Origin of the sequence: Microcoleus sp. S13_C5, assembly GCF_036700845.1 — a bacterium.
Taxonomy (GTDB): Bacteria; Cyanobacteriota; Cyanobacteriia; order Cyanobacteriales; family Microcoleaceae; genus Microcoleus.
In genome coordinates this window covers 1-17,682 of sequence record NZ_JAUBPR010000025.1, presented here as the reverse complement: position 1 = coordinate 17,682, position 17,682 = coordinate 1, and the positions used below count along the sequence as shown (strand labels likewise).

Annotated in this window: 18 protein-coding genes; 10 read left to right on the top strand and 8 right to left on the bottom strand. The window is 45.2% G+C overall.

From position 1 onward, the window contains the following. Positions 1–46 precede the first annotated feature (46 nt). Positions 47–1,105, bottom strand: a complete 1,059-nt coding sequence (locus QUA04_RS09765) for a homogentisate phytyltransferase (protein WP_333256092.1) — start codon at positions 1,103–1,105, stop codon at positions 47–49. Between the two features lie 37 nt (positions 1,106–1,142). Beyond that, the gene (locus QUA04_RS09760; RefSeq protein WP_333256090.1) at positions 1,143–2,096 is read right to left on the bottom strand and encodes a methyltransferase domain-containing protein; all 954 of its coding nucleotides are present in this window, start codon (positions 2,094–2,096) and stop codon (positions 1,143–1,145) included. Between the two features lie 260 nt (positions 2,097–2,356). Between QUA04_RS09760 and QUA04_RS09755 the strand changes: the two genes are divergently transcribed. Both QUA04_RS09755 and QUA04_RS09750 read left to right on the top strand, forming a co-directional pair. After that, the gene (locus QUA04_RS09755; RefSeq protein ID WP_333256088.1) at positions 2,357–3,691 is read left to right on the top strand and encodes a TrkH family potassium uptake protein; all 1,335 of its coding nucleotides are present in this window, start codon (positions 2,357–2,359) and stop codon (positions 3,689–3,691) included. A gap of 140 nt (positions 3,692–3,831) precedes the next feature. Beyond that, on the top strand, positions 3,832–4,527 hold the full coding sequence (locus QUA04_RS09750) for a TrkA family potassium uptake protein (protein WP_333256086.1): 696 nt from the start codon (positions 3,832–3,834) through the stop codon (positions 4,525–4,527). A 340-nt stretch (positions 4,528–4,867) separates the two neighbouring features. On the opposite strand, the gene QUA04_RS09745 is transcribed toward QUA04_RS09750, so the two are convergent. Then, on the bottom strand, positions 4,868–5,101 hold the full coding sequence (locus tag QUA04_RS09745) for a hypothetical protein (RefSeq protein WP_333256083.1): 234 nt from the start codon (positions 5,099–5,101) through the stop codon (positions 4,868–4,870). Positions 5,102–5,538: 437 nt separating this feature from the next. On the opposite strand from QUA04_RS09745, the gene QUA04_RS09740 reads away from it, so the two are divergent. Further along, positions 5,539–6,138, top strand: a complete 600-nt coding sequence (locus QUA04_RS09740; RefSeq protein WP_333256082.1) for a sulfite oxidase-like oxidoreductase — start codon at positions 5,539–5,541, stop codon at positions 6,136–6,138. A 627-nt stretch (positions 6,139–6,765) separates the two neighbouring features. Beyond that, positions 6,766–7,458 (top strand): PEP-CTERM sorting domain-containing protein, encoded by a 693-nt coding sequence (locus tag QUA04_RS09735; protein WP_333256081.1) that lies wholly within the window; start codon positions 6,766–6,768, stop codon positions 7,456–7,458. 539 nt (positions 7,459–7,997) lie between these two features. Here QUA04_RS09735 and QUA04_RS09730 read toward each other — a convergent pair. From QUA04_RS09730 to QUA04_RS09720, 3 genes are all read right to left on the bottom strand, one after another. Beyond that, the gene (locus QUA04_RS09730) at positions 7,998–8,180 is read right to left on the bottom strand and encodes a hypothetical protein (RefSeq protein WP_333256079.1); all 183 of its coding nucleotides are present in this window, start codon (positions 8,178–8,180) and stop codon (positions 7,998–8,000) included. A gap of 26 nt (positions 8,181–8,206) precedes the next feature. Further along, the gene (locus QUA04_RS09725; protein ID WP_333256139.1) at positions 8,207–8,443 is read right to left on the bottom strand and encodes a mechanosensitive ion channel domain-containing protein; all 237 of its coding nucleotides are present in this window, start codon (positions 8,441–8,443) and stop codon (positions 8,207–8,209) included. 155 nt (positions 8,444–8,598) lie between these two features. Continuing rightward, positions 8,599–8,886: a mechanosensitive ion channel family protein gene (locus QUA04_RS09720; protein WP_333256077.1), complete on the bottom strand. Its 288-nt coding sequence runs from the start codon at positions 8,884–8,886 to the stop codon at positions 8,599–8,601. 48 nt (positions 8,887–8,934) lie between these two features. Between QUA04_RS09720 and QUA04_RS09715 the strand changes: the two genes are divergently transcribed. The 4 genes from QUA04_RS09715 (at position 8,935) to QUA04_RS09700 (ending at position 13,671) form a co-directional block, all read left to right on the top strand. Continuing rightward, positions 8,935–9,546 (top strand): VTT domain-containing protein, encoded by a 612-nt coding sequence (locus tag QUA04_RS09715; protein WP_333256075.1) that lies wholly within the window; start codon positions 8,935–8,937, stop codon positions 9,544–9,546. A gap of 202 nt (positions 9,547–9,748) precedes the next feature. Continuing rightward, on the top strand, positions 9,749–11,026 hold the full coding sequence (ahcY, locus tag QUA04_RS09710) for an adenosylhomocysteinase (protein ID WP_333256073.1): 1,278 nt from the start codon (positions 9,749–9,751) through the stop codon (positions 11,024–11,026). A 167-nt stretch (positions 11,027–11,193) separates the two neighbouring features. Next, positions 11,194–11,808, top strand: coding sequence for a DedA family protein (locus QUA04_RS09705; RefSeq protein WP_333256070.1), 615 nt, complete (start codon positions 11,194–11,196; stop codon positions 11,806–11,808). A gap of 438 nt (positions 11,809–12,246) precedes the next feature. Next, positions 12,247–13,671, top strand: coding sequence for an NADP-dependent isocitrate dehydrogenase (locus QUA04_RS09700; RefSeq protein WP_333256068.1), 1,425 nt, complete (start codon positions 12,247–12,249; stop codon positions 13,669–13,671). A 175-nt stretch (positions 13,672–13,846) separates the two neighbouring features. On the opposite strand, the gene QUA04_RS09695 is transcribed toward QUA04_RS09700, so the two are convergent. Further along, positions 13,847–14,455 carry a glutathione S-transferase N-terminal domain-containing protein gene (locus QUA04_RS09695; protein ID WP_333256066.1) on the bottom strand — a complete coding sequence of 203 codons (609 nt, stop codon included), beginning with the start codon at positions 14,453–14,455 and terminating at the stop codon, positions 13,847–13,849. Positions 14,456–14,592: 137 nt separating this feature from the next. On the opposite strand from QUA04_RS09695, the gene QUA04_RS09690 reads away from it, so the two are divergent. Next, the gene (locus tag QUA04_RS09690; protein WP_333256064.1) at positions 14,593–14,985 is read left to right on the top strand and encodes a DUF2358 domain-containing protein; all 393 of its coding nucleotides are present in this window, start codon (positions 14,593–14,595) and stop codon (positions 14,983–14,985) included. Positions 14,986–15,283: 298 nt separating this feature from the next. Next, positions 15,284–16,456 carry a TRC40/GET3/ArsA family transport-energizing ATPase gene (locus QUA04_RS09685; RefSeq protein WP_172188640.1) on the top strand — a complete coding sequence of 391 codons (1,173 nt, stop codon included), beginning with the start codon at positions 15,284–15,286 and terminating at the stop codon, positions 16,454–16,456. Positions 16,457–17,037: 581 nt separating this feature from the next. Here QUA04_RS09685 and QUA04_RS09680 read toward each other — a convergent pair. Continuing rightward, entirely contained in the window at positions 17,038–17,532 is a 495-nt protein-coding gene (locus QUA04_RS09680) for a hypothetical protein (protein WP_333256063.1), read from the bottom strand. Positions 17,533–17,682 lie beyond the last annotated feature (150 nt).

Here is a 17,682-nt window from a genome sequence, read left to right as displayed (position 1 = left end):
TTCCTCCTTCTTCCTTCTTCCTTCTTCCTTCTTCCTTCTACCCCTTCTACCCCAACAAACAAGCTGCGGGAAAAATCAGATATTCTAAGAAAAACAACTTCCAGATAAACTGATAAAATGCAGCAATTTCTTTTTGATCGTCCAAATCAACTTTCGCGCTCCAAAACCACATCAAACCCAAAGCCGCCAAATGAGAAACTGCCAGAAACACTAAATTAACATTAGACAATACGATCGCTCCCGCCAAAGTCGCGCCCAAATAACAAACCGTCAACACCCAGCGAGATAAATTAAAGACGGCCGGCTTGCCCAGCTCAATCGTAAACGTAGTAATATTATATTGCTTGTCCCCTTCCATGTCGGGGATATCTTTAAAAATGGCGATCGCAAACGTAAACACCACAACAAAAACCGTCAGCACCCAAACTTCTGCAGGAATGTCAAAAGACACACTCTTCAAACTCCAGCCAGAAAAAGCGCTTTTCGCCCTTCCCAAACCCAACACCCAATTAAAGTGCAAAAATAACCCTAAATTTACGATCGCGCCCCGCACAGTAAAAATGCACAGCGCCGCCCAAAAAGGAAACCGCTTCAGCCGAATTGGCGGCAAAGAATAAGCAGTCCCGATCGCCAAACTAATGCCAACTGTAGCCAGCAAAAACGGGCCTTGTAAAACAGCAGTCAAAATTGCTATAATCCCCGTTGCAATTACAATTAATTCCCCGGTTTTCCGAGAAAATATTCCGGAGGCAATCGGCAAATAGGGCTTATTTATTTTATCAATTTCTACATCTTCTAACTGGTTCAATCCCACAATATAAATATTGCCGCAAATGCAAGCCAACCAGGCAAAAGCTAGGGGCCAAAATACAGGATTCACAAACAGCCTCGTACTTTGGGCGATCGCGTACAAAGCCATTACACTCAAGCTAGTACCCACAATTGTGTGCGGCCGAGAAAACTCCCAAAATGCCCTCACCCAGCTTTGCGGAGCCGAGCCATTTTTATCAATCCAAGACTTGTCAATCGAATCGTTGCCCATAGAACTCAAACCCGCACCACACAAATAATATTTTCTAAGGTGTGCATTGCACACCTTACTCATCAACTTAACACTCAAAACTTCTCTGAATATATGCCTGCTATTTTACAGCACAAATCATCCCAAAACGAATCAGCCCGCTCTGATATCCACGGCTCATCAATCCGAGAGCAAGTGCTGCTTGAATAGTCGTCCAACCGCTCGTGAGCAAACCCCAAATCGCGCTCGGAGTCAAAGCAGAATCGATCACCACATCCCAAAAAGGAGCAACAGCTTTTGACCAATCAGCGGTGCGAATACTTGTCAAAGGCAAACTGCGGACAATTTCTTCGTATTCCGGCAAAGAAATTACATAAGGCAAAGCATAAACCCGGTAAATTTCTGCCAACTCCTTTCTCTCTTCATCAGTTAATTCTCCCGCAGTTTCTCCCAGCGGGCGGTGACACCAAGTTGCCAAAATCAAAGTTCCTCCCGGCTTGAGCACGCGGCAACATTCCTGCAAAAACTTAATTTTGTCCGGCATATGTTCGCCACTTTCTAGCGACCAAACCAAGTCGAAGGATTCGTCAGGAAAAGGCATATTCAAAGCATCGGCTACCAAAAAATTCACATTGCTTTGAGCATCGGCAATTTTAGCGCGTTCGGTCGCTCTGTTGGCCTGTACCGGACTCAGAGTAATTCCGGTCGCTGTAACGCTAGCGCCCGTTTTGTTTTGTTCGGGCGATTGGCTACGCTGTCGATCGACCATGCCATCCAACTTTAAATTATTTTGAGCGATCGAACTAAACTTTTCGGTCAAATAAAGCGTGCTGCCGCCGATCCCGCAACCGACATCAAGAATGCGGTAAGGTTCACACAGTGCCTTCTCTGACGGCACTCCAGCCCAAGCCAGCAGTTCTTCTATCAAATCTATCTGAGCCTGTCGGCGCTCTTTTTTCAAATTGCCATCCGGACCGTAGTAACCGTGGTGCATATGTTCGCCCCACACCTGCTCCCACAAACCGCTAGAAGCGTCGTAAAGTTGCTGAATTTGCTGGTAAAGTGTTGATGTCATCGCCGGATTGCAAGTTATTAAAGGAATTCTACCGTTATTTTCCCGCTGTTGTCATAGAATTTGGCGATTGAGTTCGATCGACCGCAGGCACTCGCCAGACAGAGATGTCCTTATTTGAAGCCCGAGGACCGATTTGTGGGTTCCCTCTCAAATTTCAAATCTAAAATCGATTTGTGGGTTCCCTCTCAAATTTCAAATCTAAAATCGATTTGTGGGTTTTCTCTCAAATCTAAAATCTAAAATCTAAAATCTAAAATCGAATGACTGTCTCGCGAACCATTGCTTTGGGCTTTCTCGCTGTCATCCTCGCAGGTGCTCTATTACTGATGATGCCCTTTTCCACAATTGATGGAACTTGGAGCGATCCAATAACAGCACTGTTTACCTCTACTTCCGCTGTCTGCGTCACGGGCTTGTCGGTTGTGGATGTCGGAAAATATTACTCTTTTTGGGGGCAACTGTGCCTCGTTTTACTGGTGCAAATAGGAGGTTTGGGCTACATGACAGCCACGACTTTCTTGCTGCTGTTATTGGGCCGCCGCTTTGGCTTGAAAGACAAAATTGCCCTGCAACAATCTCTCGACAAATCCGGGCTAGCCGGCGTAGTGCAACTCGTGCAGTCAATTCTAGCAACAACGCTTTTGTTTGAATTAACAGGAGTGTTTTTGCTGATGACGGTTTTCGTCCCCCAATACGGATTTAAAGAGGGTGTGTGGTCTGCTATATTTCACAGCGTTAATTCCTTTAACAACGCGGGTTTTAGCATCTATTCAGATAATTTGATTGGCTACATCAGTTCGCCTATGGTTAACTTCACCGTCAGCGGTTTAATCATATTTGGGGGAATCGGCTATCAAGTAATTATGGAAATGTACCTGTGGCTGCGCGATCGCTTAAACAAAAGCCTTATCTGCACAGTTTTTTCCCTGAACTTCAAAGTTGTTACCACTACAACGGCTGTGCTTTTAATTTTAGGAACGCTAGCCTTTTTGGTGCTGGAATACGACAACCCCGACACTTTCGGCTCCCTAAATTTTCCTCAAAAGCTGATGGCAGCTTGGTTTCAATCTGTTACTCCCCGAACGGCGGGGTTCAATACAATTAGCATTGGCCAAATGACCGAAGCCTCGCTATTTCTGACTATCGCGCTGATGTTTATCGGCGCCAGTCCTGGCAGCACCGGCGGCGGAATCAAAACCACAACTTTTAGGATATTGTTTTGCTGTACCACAGCAGTTATCGAAGGCCAGGAAGATGTGGAGTGCTATCAGCGTCAAATCCCGCCAGCAATGATTCTGAAAACCATTAGCGTAGTTTTCGGTTCCCTGTTGGTCGCGTTCACATCTGCAATTTTAATTGAGGTGACCAATCCCCAATTTAAATTTATCGAAGTGCTATTTGAAGCAGTTTCAGCTTTTGGCACGGTCGGTCTTTCCACTGGGATTACACCCACGCTTTCAGCGAGCGGTAAGTTGGTTTTGATTGCTACAATGTATGTAGGTCGAGTTGGGGTGTTGCTGCTGATGAGTGCTGCCTTCGGCGACCCAAAACCCAGGTCTTTTAAGTATGCTGAGGAAAGTTTGTTAGTCGGATAAAAAAATCCTGCCTCGTTGCTGATAATCTAAACAATGGGTGACAACCCAAATCAACTTTTACTACTTACCCAAAAATCAAAAGGAGGCGGCGCTGTCTCTGCTAATATTTAAACAGCAAGACGCTCAGCGCTGGATATTCAGTGAACCTGTCATCTTTAAATTTTTTTCGCACTTTGCGCGCCGACAACAAGCAGTTTGCAGTTATTGGTTTGGGACGCTTCGGCAAAGCTGTGTGTTCTACTCTGCACGGTTTGGGTTACGAAGTCCTGGGAATTGACACCGATGAAAAAAAAGTAACTCAAGCTTTGAACGATCGTATTGCAGCTCATGTTTTGCAGTTAGATTCTACTGAGCCTAGCGCTCTTGGGGAAGCTGGTATATTTGAATTTGAAACAGTGATTGTTGCGATCGGCAATTACCTAGCAGAAAGCATTACCACCACCCTAAATCTTAAGGAAGGCGGGGTAACTCACGTAATAGCCAAAGCTTCTTCGGAAACTCACTTAAAACTGTTGAAAAAAGTCGGCGCAGATCATGTAGTTTTTCCCGAACGAGAAATGGGCTGCTCTTTAGCCCGCCTTCTTACAAAACCCAGCATTTTAGAACGCTTTGACCTCGACCCAGCTCACAGCATCGTTGAGTTGCTCGTTCCTGAAAAGTTTGATGGCAAAACTATCTCCGATTTGGAACTCCGGCGCAGGTATGGTTTGAATTTGCTAGCAGTCGGTCGTGCCGACAAGTTCGAGATCAATCCGCAGCCAAGCGAACGCTTGAGAAAAGGCGAGGTGATGGTAGTAATTGGTTCTAATAAAGATATTAATCGCTTGCCAATTTAACAGCTCGACATTTTACGCACATACAGCAACAGTCCTGGACTCAGAAACCCAGTTTCTTGGCTTCCGAGTGTTGAAGTCCTCAGCAAGTGGTGCGGGATGTGTCAAAATTTCAGACCCTCACAAACCCGGTTGATCTAAGATCAACCGGGTTTTTCTGTCTATCTTAATGTTCTAATTTTTAACCGAAATATCTAAATTGAATTTCACCAATTTTAGGGTTGGTTCCGCCTTTGCGACTCCCTCTGAGAGCTTAGCCAGACAACTCGCGAAAAATTTCAACAAAGTATCATCAATCGATCCTGGCGCTCCCGCAAATCATAGGAGCGCTAGCGCTGAAAATTCAGCCGATTTTCAAGATATCTTGCAAATAAGCTTTGCCGAAGACCACCACCGCCAAGACTAGAGCGAGTTCAACAGGCCAAGGACACACCGCCACCAACCAAATTAACGAACACATTCCAATAATTGCAGCTATGGGAGCCGGAATTCCGTCTAGCGTTCTATTGTCAGTCTCGGCAGTCACCCACCCAGCAATCAAGCACACCGTCAACGGAATCAAGCAACTTGTGATCATGATTTTACCCCATCAATTTTTTTTACATATGGCATCTGAGCATATTGTAACAATACATCAAAAATTGGGGAATGCACGATGAATTGCGATAAAATGTAAGATTACATACTTAATAAGTATGTAGGCGGAATTACACTGCTCTATGTAACAGTATGTAAACAGGGCAAACTTAGCCACGCTTAGGGCATTTCGATACTTTACGATCGTTTACATAATTGCGTTTTACAGCGCCTACCTACTTACGCTGGAATCATAATAGTGGGTAATTTTTAGCTGCGGCTATCTCTAAAGGCAGAATTAGGTGGGCATCAGGCAGAATTTAGGGATTTTTCTTTCTAAAGAAGTGCTTTTGCTTTCTACCTTGAGATGAATTGCGATGCGCCCATCTCTGCAAGTTATACTCAGGACGGCAGTCAGTTACTGTAGAGCGTGAATCAATGCTGGGCAAATTTTTTCGCAAGCCAGAATTAGAAAACAGCGATCGCGTCCCGCCGGGTCAATACCTTGCCAACGGCTTTCCTGTCCTGACCTACGGCGATACACCCTCCGTCAGTATTGAGAGTTGGCAATTTAAAGTCTGGGGATTAGCAAAACCACAAACCTTCACTTGGTCGGACTTTCAGGCCATGCCCCAAAGTAACTTTACTGCGGATTTTCACTGCGTCACCCGGTGGTCAAAACTCGACGTGCAGTGGACGGGAGTCAAAGTCACAGATTTTATGAACTATATAGAAGTCGATCCGAAAGCTCTGCACGTCCTGGAACACTGCTACGGCGGCTACACTACTAATATTGCGATCGCCGACTTCCTCCGAGAAGAAAACTTTTTCGCCCACACCCTCTTCGGCGAACCTCTATCCGCAGACCACGGTGGCCCACTGCGACTCGTAGTTCCCCACTTGTACGCTTGGAAAAGCGCTAAATGGATTAACGGCCTGGAGTTTACAGAAACCGAAGAACTCGGTTTTTGGGAACGCAACGGCTATCACCAGCGGGGCGAACCTTGGGCAGAGGAACGCTACAGCGGTCTGTTTTGATGCGGTAGATGCGGGAGCAAGGACGGGGCCAGAGCTTCTCTATAAAATCTTTGTTGAGGGGTAATCACCTCTTTTACCGCTTCAGTCTGTGGAAATTGCATCTCCTCGATCCCATCTTTGGGATATCTCATGCCACCGGATCTATTTAATTCAACCAAAATACGTAGACCCAACGATCGCATTTTGTACGTAATTTACCAGAGATATCAACTACTTTAACTCCCCTACACAAGCCCCAAAAAACAAATATTCCCAGTTTCGGGTTAATAGAAAACTTCTGTAACTGTCACTACCCAGGAATATTACCGTATTTATACTTAAGTGTTTGCTGTTGAGGATTTAGACTTGAGAATCTAATAAAAAATTAGCATAAGCCCGATCCAAATCACTTGGGCTGATCCGCGCTCCCATGCCCGCGACTGCAAGGTTTCAAGCCACAATTTTTATAATTATTTAGTGGGTATTATTAGGGATCGATCGCCCGCCGGCAGATGCGATCGACAGCATTTGTGAAGGTTATGTAAAGGCTTGATAAAGAATATGTCAAAATTCACCTAAAGTGAACCAAACACAAAGAAAGTATCGCATAATGAAATTATTAAGACCCTCGCACAAAAGGAACAGGTTATGAATACCAAACTCTTATCCGCCCTAACAGCTACCGCCGCCGCCACAGCTCTGTTTGGCGCCGGAGCTCCTGCTCAAGCCTTCTCCTTTGGTACCAACGGCATCACATTCAGCCAAGATACAAGTGTCAAATTTAACTTCAAAGAATCTCACGGAATGTACCAATCCTCTTTGGGAGTCTACAGTGTGAAGGATTCGGCGGTCTCTCTAGTTAGCACCCTGTTTTCGGAAACTAAATCTTCAGACAACCAGTGGGAAAACGAATGGAAAGGAACTCTGGGCAATACAGTCTTGGGTTCTGGCTCGCAAGTATTCACCTTCCTGGCAAATCAAGTTTACACTTTGGGGCTCGACAGTGGCTGGGGTGGCAGTGTCTACTCGACCTCAAGCTTGAACAGTGGCAGCCAGCAAGCGGTGTTTGGCGCGCAATCGCAACTGTGGGACGAACTCGACAAAGAAACCACGAACGTCTTCCAAGCTGCCGGACAATTCACCAACGGAACAGGTTCTCTGTTTAATGGAGGCACACTACTCTCCTTCGACGATCGCGGTGGCGGAAACGACAAAGACTTCCAAGACTTCACAGTGAGCGCAGAAGCAGTTCCCGAACCGATGACAATGACTGGTTTGGCTCTCGGCTTGGGTGGCTTGGTTGCAGCGCGCCGCCGCCGTGCTAGCAAGACTACTTCATGATTTGTTTCAACCGGAACCATCTCCTCAATTACGTTTGACAACAAAATAAAATTCAATTTGGAGGCGCGCTAATGAGAAATAGGCTCGCCTTTTGCTTGATTTGAAAAGTCAGAAGGGAGCAGTCACAGGGAAGTTCGGCCACGCAGCCGTATACGGGATTTAAGGGATTTAACGGATGGATGTGGAGGGCACAAGTCAAAAGTGAAGAAGTCCGACAGGAGAAACAGGATTTTTCCCACTCTCCGACTATCCCACTCTCGCCCTCTCCCACTCTCTCCCTCTCCCAACTCAAAATTCAAAACTCACTCACGGTAAAGTGTTCGATCGTACAAAGTCACCGCTACCGCTTGAAGAATTTTAATGTCTGCCGGGGCGCACGCTACTTTAAGAGACTGTTGGCGAATTTAAAAGTGGTTTCACGCCCCACGCCTAAAAATAGTGGCTGTGGACTAAATATTTAATTAACCATATAGCTATTAAGTAGCAATAGCGAACCCAAATGCTGCATTCCAGATGTGAGGGGTAACGCCCTCGGCGAATTAGCCAACAGTCTCCTTTAATCGCCACCACAACCACGGTTTTTGTCCGTCGCACTGTGCTTGTTCCTGAAGCGTCCAATAGCGGAGAATAAGATGTAAAGAACATTGTTTAATGCCTGAACTATCAACTTCTCGATTTGTTTGGGACAAAACACCTTCGACTTCGGAAATAGCTTTAACCAAGGTTTCAATTGCTCAGGAAGGCCGGTCTAGTAGGCTAAAATTAAACACAGGTTGGTTCGCCTGTGTGGAATGGTTGTTAGTACCCGCACTGAATTGGTAAATACGATCGCCTTCGGCACGATAACTCGCTCTCCCCGATCGCTAATAGTTTGAGTTGAACGCAGCAAAATCTTTTCAACAGTAGCTTCAAAGCCTTCTACAATTATCCGATCGCCCAATTGCAACGCTTCGTGCAACAGCAAAATATTTCCGCTAAAAACTATTTGAAGATGTCTTGGGACGCGAAACTAATAGCTACTGAATCCAGTCCTAACAAACTGATGATATTTCCCGGACGCAAAGCCGAGAACGCAATCACGCAGGCGTTCGAACTGCCAGCAACCCAAGTGAGGGCAAAGGCTATCTGCACCAATAGCGATCACAAGGACAAACTTTTGACAGTCTGTTGAGTAGCTGCCGAGATTGTTCGGCGAACAAACTTCGCTGCGGTGTTCGTCAGCGCCAGAACTACCACAGCCGCTGCTATTGACGGCATTACCTCGATCGCTTGACCCAACAGGTTTAACAAGCTAGTTTGGATGTGTTGAATTATCACACCCATTGTTAAATTTGAACTCAAAAATTTTAGACCAATAATCGATCGCTGGCTAATTTCTGATTTTTCCAGACCCTCGTTTATGCTATATTCAACAGACAATGATATCATATATGTCATTTATCTACTGCTTAGCTCATTCCTCGGAAAAACAGAAAGATGAATCTTGATTTGCAGCAACTGATTAAAACCTTTGGCTATTTGGGGATTTGGGCTATTGTGTTCGCAGAATCCGGATTGCTGTTCGGTTTTTTTCTGCCAGGAGACAGCTTGCTGTTTACTGCTGGAATTGTCGCTGCTGCGCCCGACTCTCTGAATACTGGGACGCTAATTTTTGGGGCTTTTGTCTGCGCGGTGGCTGGTGATAATGTTGGCTATGCAATGGGACACCGTTGGGGCCGTCGCTTATTTCAGAAGGAAGATTCGTGGCTGTTTAAGAAAGAATATTTAGAAAAAACCGAAAACTTCTACGAAAAACACGGTCAAAAAGCAGTTGTACTGGCGAGATTTATGCCAATTGTCCGCACTTTTGCGCCGATAGTGGCGGGAGTGGCGGCAATGAAATACAAAACTTTTATGTTTTATAACCTCGTCGGCGGGTTTGTGTGGACAGTGGGGATAACTCTGCTGGGTTATTATTTGGGAAAAATGATTCCTCCAGATCAAGTTGACAAATATTTACTGCCGATTGTTTGTGGAATAATTGTACTTTCTTTTGTGCCTTCTATTATTCATATAATTCAAGAACGCCAGGCTAACAAAAAAGATTGAGATCGCGATCGCCCGACAGGAATTTTTGACTCTCGCGGTGCGGGTGACTCCCCTGTGCAGATCGCAAATTGGTCGATCGAACACAATCAAAATTTAAGATTAACCTCGCCCAGCCCGATCAAGTAAAATCACAGCACTTGCCCGCCGAGGGGTTAATCTGCTAGAACTAACAAAGTTTGATGATTCCTCAGAAATAACATACATGGTTGCTACATCCGTCAAGATTAAACACGAAGTCAAAGACTTGTCCCTCGCCCCCTTGGGAAAGCAACGCATTGAGTGGGCCGGCCGGGAAATGCCGGTTTTGCGACAAATTCAAGAACGCTTCGCTAAAGAAAAGCCTTTCGCTGGCATTCGCTTGGCTGCTTGCTGCCACGTAACCACAGAAACCGCTCATTTGGCGATCGCCATCAAACTCGGCGGTGGCGACGCCGTACTGATCGCCAGCAACCCCTTGAGCACTCAAGATGACGTAGCAGCTTGCTTAGTTGAAGACTACGGCATTTCCGTCTTCGCCCTCAAAGGAGAAGACGCGGCTACCTACGAACGTCACGTCTACACAGCCCTAGACCACCGCCCCAATATTATCATCGACGACGGCAGCGACGTGGTAGCGGCACTAATCCAGCACCGCCCGAACCAAATTTCCGACTTGCTCGGAACTACCGAAGAAACTACTACGGGCATCGTGCGCCTGCGGGCCATGTTGAAAGACGGTGTGCTGACTTTCCCCGCAATGAACGTCAACGACGCCGACACCAAGCACTTCTTTGACAACCGCTACGGTACCGGTCAATCTACCCTAGACGGCATTATCCGCGCTACCAATATTTTGTTAGCGGGTAAAAATATTGTGGTTGCAGGTTACGGTTGGTGCGGCAAAGGCACGGCACTGCGGGCCCGGGGCATGGGTGCTAACGTAATTGTCACCGAAATCGATCCGATTCGGGCGATCGAAGCAGTGATGGACGGTTTCCGCGTCATGCCGATGGACGAAGCAGCAACAGTCGGAGATATATTCATTACCGTTACCGGCAACAAGCACGTCATTCGTGCCGAACATTTTGAGACAATGAAAGACGGGGCAATTGTTTGCAATTCCGGTCACTTCGACATTGAAATTGACCTCAAATCCCTCGGCGCAAAAAGCACCGACGTGAAAACAGTCCGGTCTTTCACTCAAGAATATCACCTCAATAATGGCAAGTCGATTATTGTGTTGGGCGAAGGTCGTTTGATCAACTTGGCAGCAGCCGAAGGACACCCCAGCGCCGTGATGGATATGAGCTTTGCTAACCAAGCTTTAGCCTGCGAATATCTGGTTACGAACAAAGGAAAACTAGAGCCTGGTATTCACTCAATACCCGTAGAAGTTGACAAAGAAATTGCCCGTCTCAAATTGGAAGCAATGGGTATTCATATTGATACCTTGACTGCCGAACAAATTGAGTACACAAACTCTTGGACTTCGGGCACTTAATCATCGTTTATCGTTCCCCGGCTGTGCCGGGGAATGAATACAAGGAGGCTCTGCCTCCCTCATGAAGAGTCGAGGCAGAGCCTCTAGATATGCGTTCCCAGGCACAGCCGGGGAACGAGCAAAAACGAGCAAAATACAAAGTACCTATTACCAATATTTAAACCAAAATGGTTGAATGGATAACTAACACAATGGAGTCGATGGGCTATTTCGGAATAGGCCTGTTGATGTTTTTAGAAAATCTTTTCCCGCCCATACCCTCAGAATTGATTATGCCACTGGCAGGATTCACGGTATTCAAGGGCGGAATGGAGTTTTCACCGGCGATCGCAGCAGGAGTAATCGGTACAGTTCTGGGGGCGCTTCCCTGGTACTATGCCGGTAAATTATTGAGCGAAGAACGCTTGAGGAATTTAGCCGACAAATACGGCAAGTGGATCACTGTATCGGGCGCAGATATTGACAAAGCGAATAGATGGTTTAATAGACACGGCAACAAAGCCGTGTTTTTGTGTCGCCTCGTACCGGGAGTTCGCACCCTGATTTCCCTGCCCGCTGGCATCAACAATATGTCTTTAATTCCTTTTTTACTCTACTCAACAGGCGGCACTCTTTTATGGGTAAGTTTCCTGACTTTTGCAGGATATAAACTAGGGGAAAATTATACACTTGTAGAGGAATATCTGGACCCGGTTTCCAAAATAGTTGTGGTGAGTATTGTCATTTGGTTTATATTATGGGTGGTCAAAAAGAATATGCAGAAGGAAAAATATCGCAAATAAATGCAACTTTTGTGAAAATAATCTGCGTTTATTTGCGTTCATCGGCGGCTACAATCATCATTTTAAACCGCCCAAAAGCGCATACAACTTTCCGACAGGAGTCGTGATCCGCCCAAAATTTTAGACTAAGGTTCAACCTCCCAGATTCATCTGTGGAGTAAATCTAAAAATCTAAAATCTAAAATCCAGTGACTTGTTTTCAGCATCTTCTCAACCGTAGCGCTGAAAGATAGAGAGGGAGATTTGATAGAAACTTCTGCTATCTTTGCTACTTTTTAAAATTTACGTTTAAATTTGCGATCGCCAAAAAGTCACAGTGACGGGCAGCCGATAGCCCAAAAATTAAACTTAAATTTATACAAATATTTAGGATTAGTTGAGGTTTAGGCAGATAATCGTGGCAAAATTAGGGAACATTGCTATCCGCGCTGTTAAGATATGTACGAAAAAATTGTAGCCCCGACAACTGGTTCTAAAATTACTTTCAAAGACGGTTTGCCGATCGTCCCCAATGACCCAATTATTCCCTTCATTCGCGGCGACGGTACGGGCGTTGACTTGTGGCCTGCATCCCAGAAAGTCATGGATGCTGCGGTAGAAAAGGCTTACGGTGGCGATCGAAAAATCAACTGGTTTAAAATCTATGTAGGCGACGAAGCCTGCGATGTCTACGGTACTTACCAATATCTGCCCCAGGATTCCTTAGACGCCATCAAAGAATACGGAGTCGCCATCAAAGGGCCACTGACAACCCCAATCGGGGGCGGCATTCGATCGCTAAACGTAGCTTTGCGACAAATCTTTGACCTTTACGCCTGCGTGCGGCCCTGCAAATATTATGCTGGAACACCATCGCTACACAAAACTCCTGAACTCCTAGATGTAATTATTTACCGGGAAAATACAGAAGATATTTACCTCGGAATTGAATGGGCCAAAGGCAGCGAAATCGGCAAAAAATTGATTGAATTCCTCAATAATGAGTTAATTCCCGCAACACCAGAACATGGCAAAAAACAAATTCGCCTCGATTCTGGAATCGGAATTAAACCCATTAGCAAAACAGGTTCTCAGCGTTTAGTACGGCGCGCCATTACCCACGCTTTGCGGTTGCCGAAAGATAAGCAGCAAGTGACTTTGGTACACAAAGGCAACATCATGAAATATACTGAAGGAGCTTTCAGAGATTGGGGTTATGAATTAGCAACCACCGAATTTCGCCAACAGTGCGTAACTGAAAGAGAGTCTTGGATTCTGGGCAACAAAGAAAAAAATCCCGACATTAGCTTAGAAGATAATGCTCGCCAAATAGACCCTGGATATGATGCTTTGACCCCAGAAAAACAAGCCAAAATTCGTCAAGAAGTAGCCGACGTTCTGTTTGCAATTTGGGAGAGTCACGGCAGTGGCCAGTGGAAAGAAAAAATCATGGTCAACGACCGAATTGCTGACAGTATTTTTCAACAAATTCAAACCCGACCTGCAGAGTATTCGATTTTGGCGACAATGAATCTAAACGGGGATTATTTATCCGATGCGGCCGCCGCCATTGTGGGTGGATTGGGTATGGGCCCCGGCGCTAATATTGGTGATGAATGTGCAGTTTTTGAGGCGACTCACGGCACTGCACCGAAACACGCTGGTTTGGATAAAGTCAATCCCGGTTCCCTGATTTTATCCGGGGTGATGATGTTAGAATACATGGGATGGCAGGAAGCAGCCGACTTGATTAAGAAGGGTTTGGGAGCGGCAATTTCTAACGGTGAAGTTACCTACGATTTGGCGAGGTTGATGGAGCCGCCGGTGCCTGAGTTGAAGTGTTCGGAGTTTGCTGAGGCGATTATTAAGCATTTCGCGGATTGAGTTTGAGGGCTTTTTTTGAACGGGCTAGAAGCCCGTTCCACAACCAGTAAACTTGCTTTGTGGGGTGGGCTTCTAGCCCCCTGTTTATTAAGAACGGGCTAGAAGCCCGTTCCACAAAAGTCAACTTGCTTGTGGGGTGTCCCGCCCTCCCGAAAATACAATTTAGATGGAGGGTTTATAACGATGGAACAGCCATGCCTTGCTCAACTGCGGGACGCTTCTGCAAGGTTTCTACCCAACGTTTGAGGTGGGGGTGGTGGTCGAGGGTTAATCCTTGAAATTCGTAAATCGCAACCCAGGGATAGGTAGCAATGTCGGCGATCGAATAGTCGCCGCAGATGTATTCATATTTTGCTAGTTGAGTGTCTAATACTCCGTAGAGGCGTAAGGTTTCTTTTTGGTAGCGCCCAATCGCATAGGGAATTTGTTCGGGTGCAAAGCGTTTGAAGTGGTTTAGCTGACCAAGCATCGGGCCGACGCTGGCCATTTGAAACATCAGCCACTCTATAACTTGAAAGTATTTTTGTTTGTCTGTGGGCAGAAATCTGCCGCTTTTTTCGGCAAGATACATCAGAATAGCGCCAGACTCGAAGACGGTGATGCCGTTATCTCGATCGACTATCGCCGGAATTTTGCTGTTGGGGTTGATGGCGATGAATTCTGGGCTAAATTGGTCGTTTTTTGTGATGTCGATGACGTGCACGTTGTAGGGTAAAGCTATTTCTTCGAGCATGATCGAGACTTTGCGGCCGTTCGGTGTGGTAAAAGTGTAGAGGTCGATCATAGTTGTGATGTTAAGTTGAAAGTTGGCAAGGCAGGAAATAACCCGATATACTATCACAATTTGGACGAAAATTGCGGATTTTAGATCTCTCGTGTTAAAATTATATTCTAATAATAGAAGAATAACGCTCGCTCGAAATGGACATTCTGGAAATTCTCAAAGACGATTATCAAAGATTTCCCGATAATCAGACTTACAGCATCTATGCAAAAGATGTTTATTTTGAAGATCCGGTGAATCGATTTACAGGAGTCGATCGCTACCGCAAAATGATCGGGTTTATGGGTACTTTTTTTCAGGATGTAAATCTCGATTTGCACGGGATTTCGCAGTCGGGAGATATTATAGAAACTCGCTGGACTCTGAGCTGGACTGCACCGTTACCTTGGAAACCGAAAATGGCGATCGCCGGTAGGAGCGAACTGAAAGTCAACAGCGACAGTTTAATCGTTTCTCACATCGATTATTGGGACTGTTCGCGGTTGGATGTTCTCAAACAGCTTGTATTTCCTCTGAAAACTAATGTTTGAGAATTTTTATTAGTTTTTTAGGAATAAAAAATAGTGCTTTAAGAGCGATCGCCCTTTTTTCACCGCAGATGTTAGCAGATAAACACAGATGAACGCTGATGGATTTTTATTTGTTGCAATTGATATCGGAGATAAATAATTTTAACTTATCTTGAGATGGCAGTAAATTCGTGAATGACCGAAAATGTGCTTTGTCCGGCGGCTGCTTGTGGCCAAAATTAAGCGCCCACTAAATTAATGTCTGTTACATAACGTTACAATATAGGAGTAAACTACTTTCAGGCGAGCTAAACAATCAATGCGCTTAATATTAATGACTGGAAAAGGCGGCGTCGGCAAAACCTCCGTAGCCGCTGCGACTGGGCTGCGGTGTGCCGAATTGGGATACAAAACCCTAGTGCTGAGCACAGATCCCGCTCACTCCTTAGCCGACAGCTTTGACATGGAACTCGGACACGATTCGCGGCTGGTGAAACCGAATTTGTGGGGAGCAGAATTAGACGCTCTCAGGGAATTAGAAGGCAATTGGGGAGCCGTTAAGCGCTACATTACTCAAGTCTTGCGAGCGCAGGGGCTCGAAGGGGTGCAAGCTGAAGAATTAGCCATCTTGCCCGGAATGGATGAAATCTTCGGTTTGGTGCGAATGAAGCGGCATTACGACGAAGGCGAATTTGATGTTTTAATTATCGATTCTGCTCCGACTGGCACAGCATTGAGACTGCTCAGTTTGCCGGAAGTTGGCGGCTGGTACATGAGAAAATTTTACAAGCCGCTGCAAGGCATATCAGCCGCCCTTAGACCTTTAGTTGAACCTATTTTTAGACCAATTGCGGGTTTTTCTTTACCAGACAAAGAGGTGATGGATGCACCTTACGAATTTTACGAACAAATCGAAGCTTTGGAAAAGGTTTTAACTGACAATACTGTCACTTCGGTAAGGTTAGTTACCAATCCCGAAAAAATGGTAATTAAAGAGTCTCTGCGCGCTCATGCCTATTTGAGTTTGTACAATGTAGCCACAGATTTAGTAGTAGCTAACCGGATTATTCCCGCAGAAGTAACTGACCCATTTTTTAAACGGTGGAAAGAAAGCCAGGAACAGTACCGTCAGGAAATTCACTCTGATTTCATGCCGCTGCCAGTTAAGGAGGTGCCACTTTATTCTGAAGAAATGTGCGGTTTGGCAGCTTTGGAACGGTTGAAAGAAACGCTTTACAAAGACGAAGACCCAAGTCAAGTTTATTACAAAGAAAATACGATTAAGATCGTGCAGGAAAACAATCAATATAGTCTTGAACTGTATTTGCCCGGAATTGCTAAGGATCAGATCCAGTTGAGCAAAACGGGAGATGAGTTGAATGTTCGGATTGGGAATCACCGCCGTAATTTGGTGTTGCCCCAGGCTTTAGCGGCGCTGCAACCTTCGGGGGCGAAGATGGAGGATGATTATTTGAAGATTAAGTTTGCTTAACAGTTCCGGATCGCACTCCGACTCCTCGAAACCGGGTTTTTCACCCAATCTGCGATGCTCTAACGAAGTATTTTCGTCCATCAAACCCGGTTTCTGGGCCCCGATTGTAAGTCCTATTTAGCTTAACTGAAGTTATCTCTGTTTTGTCTGCTCCAATGACGTGTTATACGGCGATCGCTTAACAATTATTTATGCTAGTGCGAGCGCCGATCCACTTTCGGTACTTACCAACGAAGCCGACCCTTTTTGCTTGCCTAGTCTCGGATAGAAACAGACAATCTTAACGGACTGATCGGGTTTAGGTATAAGGGCTAAATTGGGCCGCCAACGATCGCCCTAGCTCAACCTAAAAATATCATAATTTTGTCCGCTCCAATGATTTGTTATGCCCCTAACGCTTAACTATTATTAACGAAGCCGACCATCTTTGCTTGCTTAATAAGGGCTAAAAATAGACAACCTCAACGGATCGATCCGGTTTAGGTATAACTTTCTTGGTCAGCGGCTGCCGATAATCTTTGCAACTAAGCAAGTGGCTTTTGACAGTCCGTTGCACCAAGGTTGTTAGGCAGCGTCCCCGCTTAGTCAGAAATTTTATCCCTAATTGCCCAAATTCTCTCAGATTCTTTAGAATCCATATATTCCATAACACCTATTAACAAAGGCTGATTAGGGCTAAGTATATAAGGAGCCAAATTAGGGGGAAAGTTTCTCTGATCTACTTTTATTAAAAATCCATATTTTGGAAATCTGAAGCGATAGTAGTTAACTCCGTCTTGTTTTTGCTTAGTCGGATTTTGCATAATTTCGCTCCCATCTCCCTCATATTTGAATAAGACTACTGAAAAATCGTTTTCGCTACCTGGATCTTGCGCTAAAATCATTTTCTTTAGCTTATCTTCCCAAGATCCAAGCTGAACTTGAGCAAAAAAAGAATCACTTGTAATTGCTGCTCGCCACAATATTGACATAAAAAAGAGTTTGAGTTGCTTGTAGTCAAATGTCTCAATCTTGTAAGCAGCAGGTTTACCAGCATCGTCAACAATATAATTTTCTGGAGATGGAGAGCTTAGCAAAAGTGTTTGACCGTAGTTGTCCCAGGGACCTATCAAATTACCGTCGCACTCACCACACAAGATATCTGTGTCATAAGTAGTTAAGCAAAATTAATTACATAATTATCTCCAAATTCTTTAAGAATTCTTTCGACAGATGAAACAAGAGAT